Below are 4,377 nucleotides of genomic sequence, written 5' to 3'. Positions count from 1 at the left end.
CACTAAAAAAGCCAAAGAAAAAGCCATGCTGGAGTTAGCAGCAAATGATGGTGCATTACCTTCTGCCATCCGTAAGAATTTTGCTGATGACGCCTTCTGGCAGCCGAAGTTACGCACTAACACACAGGGCAAAGTGAAGTTTAAAGTTACCTTTCCTGACGACATCACCAATTGGAGAACTTATTTTATCGCTATGAACGGCAAATCACAAAGCGGCTATACCGATGGCAACATTAAGGCTTTTAAACCCTTGAGTGCCGCATTTGTTAGTCCGCTCTTTGCTATAGAAGGTGATATTTTTAGTCCCCTTGGTAAAATAGCCAATTATGGCACTGCCGCCGTTTCCATGAAGCGTAGCTTTAAATACAATGATAAATTGCTTTTGGAAGGTGTTTTATCGGTAGAAAATTCACATTTGGATACCCTCAAAGTGAAAGCTGAAGGCACCGACAGCCTAAAATTCTCGTATAGCATCCAAAAGGAAAGTGGTTATGCCGATGGGGAAGAAAGAACGATTCCTTTGTTTAAAGCGGGTGTTTTAGAAACTAAGGGCGTGTTTCATGCCCTGGAAAAAGACACCGCAATTGCGCTAACTTTTGATCAAAAATTAGGGGAGGTGAGCTTTAGGGCCGAAGCCTCTGTATTGCCGGTTTTAGAAAATGAAACCGAGTACCTGCGCAATTACGAATATTTCTGTAATGAACAGCTGGCTTCTAAACTCAAAGCCTTGTTGGTACAAAAACGCATCAAGAACTTTCAAAATGAAACCTTTAAAAACGAGCGAGTGGTGAAACAAATCATCCGCCAGCTGGAAGAAGGACGTAGAAAAGACGGCACCTGGGGATGGTGGAAAAATAGCGATGCTGAACTATGGATCAGCAGACATGCCATTGAAGCTTTGCTAGACGCTGAAAAAAGCGGTTTTCAGGTCAAGTTAAATAAAGAAGAACTTCGCAATTACCTTGTTTACCAATTGGCCAGTTACCAGGGCGTGAATAAGCTGGAAGCACTCTTGCTGCTGCAAAAAATTAATGCTAAAGTAGATTATAAAGGCGCTATCGCCTTATATGAAAGCGAAATTAAAAAAGCAAAATACCCAATTACAATACAAGAGAAATTTAAGTTAATGAACCTAAAGCAACAAAATGGTATGGCCTTTAGCATAGATTCTTTATTGCCTTTTCGCCATTCTACAATGTTCGGGAATTTATATTTTGGAAAGAATAACTTCAATTTATTTGACAACAGCATTCAAAACACCTTATTGGCTTACCAAATGGTTAAAACAGAAGGTAAACATGCCGACTGGCTTTTAAAAATGAGAAACTATTTACTAGAGCAGCGACAAGATGGACATTGGCGAAATACCTATGAGTCATCCCTGATTCTGGAAACCCTACTTCCTGATTTATTAAAGGAGGGGGAGCAGCTGAAAGCAACAAATTTAACCATCACCAGTGGAAACAATAAAAAAGTTATTAGCCAATTCCCTTATACCCATACTTTTGCTGCAGGCGAAACGGTTAATTTGCAAAAACAAGGCACCTTGCCACTGTACATGACTGCCAGTCAGAAATTTTGGAATGCGCAACCAGCGAAAGTGTCCAAGGAATTTACCGTTGATACCTGGTTTGAAAACAGCAATGGCACAAAAGTAAAAGCTCTAAAAGGTGGTGCGGCCATCATGCTGAAAGCTACGGTTAAAGTAAGTGCCGATGCCGATTATGTGATGGTAGAAATACCTATTCCTGCGGGTTGTTCTTATGAGGAGAAAGAACAAACCTGGTGGGGACAAGAAGTACACAGGGCCTATGCCAAAAACAAAGTGAGTATCTTTTGTCGCAAACTCAAGGAAGGTGATTATACATTTTCTATCAAACTCATGCCACGTTATGATGGGAATTATACACTCAACCCGGCAAAGGCAGAGCTGATGTATTTCCCTGTGTTTTATGGTCGTGAAGCTTTGAAAAAGGTGCGTATTGGAAATTAACATTCCTATTATTTATTTAAATGATCCTTTTTATGCACTGCGCGTGATTTTGATTAACTTTGCGCGATAAAATAGAGCACATAAAATAGAACTATGATTTATTTCTTTTCCAACGAGAGCAATACTGTTTTTGCTGTACAACTTGAACAAAACCTCACCTCTACAGATATCTCAAAATTAGTATGGCTTTTTGGCGGTGCGCAGTTGATCAATGAGCCTGTATTAAAAGATTTCTTCGTTGGCCCAAGAGCAGCGATGGTTACCCCTTGGAGTACCAATGCCGTGGAAATTACCCAGAATATGGACTTGCATGGTATCATCAGGATTGAAGAGTTCCAAAAAGTTGATGCAGACTTTACAGCTTTCGACCCTATGTTGTTTCAGAAATATGCGGAATTAAACCAGGAGATATTTACCATCAGCATTAAACCTGAACCCATTCTTCCTATTGAAGATATTGCAGTTTTCAATCAGCAGGAAGGTCTTTCCTTAAGTGAAGAAGAAATAAACTATTTAAATAACCTTTCTGAAAAGTTAGGTCGTAAATTAACAGACTCTGAAGTATTCGGCTTTTCGCAAGTCAATTCTGAGCATTGCCGTCACAAGATATTTAATGGAACATTTGTTATAGATGGAGTGGAGCAACCTACTTCATTATTTAAAATGATCCGTGAAACGTCAGCAGCAAATCCTAATGGTATTGTTTCTGCCTATAAAGATAATGTTGCCTTTGTAAAAGGCCCTACAGTACAGCAATTTGCACCTAAACGTGCCGATGTACCTGAATTTTATGAGGTTAAAGAATTTGAATCTGTTATTTCCCTTAAAGCAGAAACACACAATTTCCCTACTACGGTAGAACCTTTTAATGGTGCTGCTACAGGTGCTGGTGGTGAAATCAGAGACAGGCTTGCCGGTGGACAAGGCTCTTTGCCACTTGCCGGAACAGCTGTATATATGACTTCTTTATCACGTTTAGCAGCCGACAGGCCTTGGGAAAACGCGGTAGCAGAACGCAAATGGCTTTACCAAACACCAACAGACATCCTGATCAAAGCCTCTAATGGTGCTTCTGATTTTGGTAATAAATTTGGACAGCCCCTCATTACAGGTTCCTTATTGACTTTTGAACACGAAGAAGAAGCCAGAAAACTCGGTTACGACAAAGTGATCATGCAAGCCGGTGGGGTAGGTTATGGAAAAGCGAGTCAGGCGAAAAAAGCAAGGCCTGCAGAACATGATAAAATTGTAGTCCTTGGAGGCGATAACTATAGAATAGGCATGGGTGGTGCTGCAGTATCATCTGCAGATACCGGAGCCATGGGTACAGGCATTGAATTAAATGCAATTCAACGTTCAAACCCAGAAATGCAAAAAAGAGTAGCCAATGCCGTGCGCGGCATGGTAGAAAGCGATCATAATACGATCGTTTCCATTCATGACCACGGTGCAGGTGGCCACTTAAACTGTCTTTCTGAATTGGTTGAAGAAACTGGTGGTAAAATTGATTTAGACAAATTGCCTGTAGGTGATCCTACTTTATCTGCTAAAGAAATTATCGGTAACGAATCTCAGGAACGTATGGGTCTGGTGATTGGTAAAGATGATGCAGCGACTTTAAAGAAAATTGCTGACCGCGAACGTGCACCTATGTATGTGGTAGGTGAGGTAACAAACGATCATCGTTTTACTTTTGAATCTGCTACCACAGGTGCTAAACCAATGGACCTGAAAATGGAAGATATGTTCGGCAGCTCTCCAAAAGTGGTGATGAATGACAAAACCATCGATCGTAAATATACAGCTGTGACTTACGAAGTATCAAAAATCGATACCTACCTGGAGCAAATGTTACAATTAGAAGCCGTAGCCTGTAAAGACTGGTTAACTAATAAAGTTGACCGTTGTGTAGGTGGTAAAGTGGCTAAGCAACAATGTGCAGGTCCTTTACAATTGCCTTTAAACAATTGTGGGGTTATGGCCTTAGATTACCAGGGTAAAGATGGTATTGCAACCTCTATTGGTCACGCGCCACTTTCAGCTTTAATTAACCCTGCTGCGGGTAGTCGCAATGCCATTGCAGAGTCACTTTCAAACTTAGTTTGGGCACCTTTAAAAGACGGCTTAGAGAGTGTTTCTCTTTCTGCCAACTGGATGTGGGCTTGTAAAAACGAAGGTGAAGATGCCCGTTTATATGCTGCTGTAAAAGCTTGCGCTGCTTTTGCCATTGAATTGGGAATTAACATCCCAACAGGGAAAGATTCTCTTTCCATGAAACAGAAATATAAAGATGATGAGGTTATCTCTCCGGGAACCGTGATTATTTCTGCTGCTGGTCATTGTGATGACATCACAAATGTAGTAGAGCCGGTTTTAAAGAAAGA

General features: G+C 40.8%; 2 protein-coding genes. Both read left to right on the top strand.

Translation table 11 applies throughout. From position 1 onward, the window contains the following. The coding region (locus ACR2F7_RS09315; protein ID WP_432713301.1) for an alpha-2-macroglobulin family protein at nucleotides 1-1,993 on the top strand (1,993 nt) is incomplete at its 5' end. Nucleotides 1,994-2,086: 93 nt separating this feature from the next. Continuing rightward, nucleotides 2,087-4,377, top strand: a 2,291-nt coding sequence (gene purL / locus ACR2F7_RS09310; protein ID WP_432713300.1) for a phosphoribosylformylglycinamidine synthase, incomplete at its 3' end; no start/stop codon positions are given.

Origin of the sequence: Pedobacter sp. (assembly GCF_045628745.1) — a bacterium.
In the GTDB taxonomy this organism is placed as follows: Bacteria; Bacteroidota; Bacteroidia; order Sphingobacteriales; family Sphingobacteriaceae; genus Pedobacter.
Note: the sequence above shows the minus strand (reverse complement) of the source record. Positions and strands in the feature narration are given on the sequence as shown.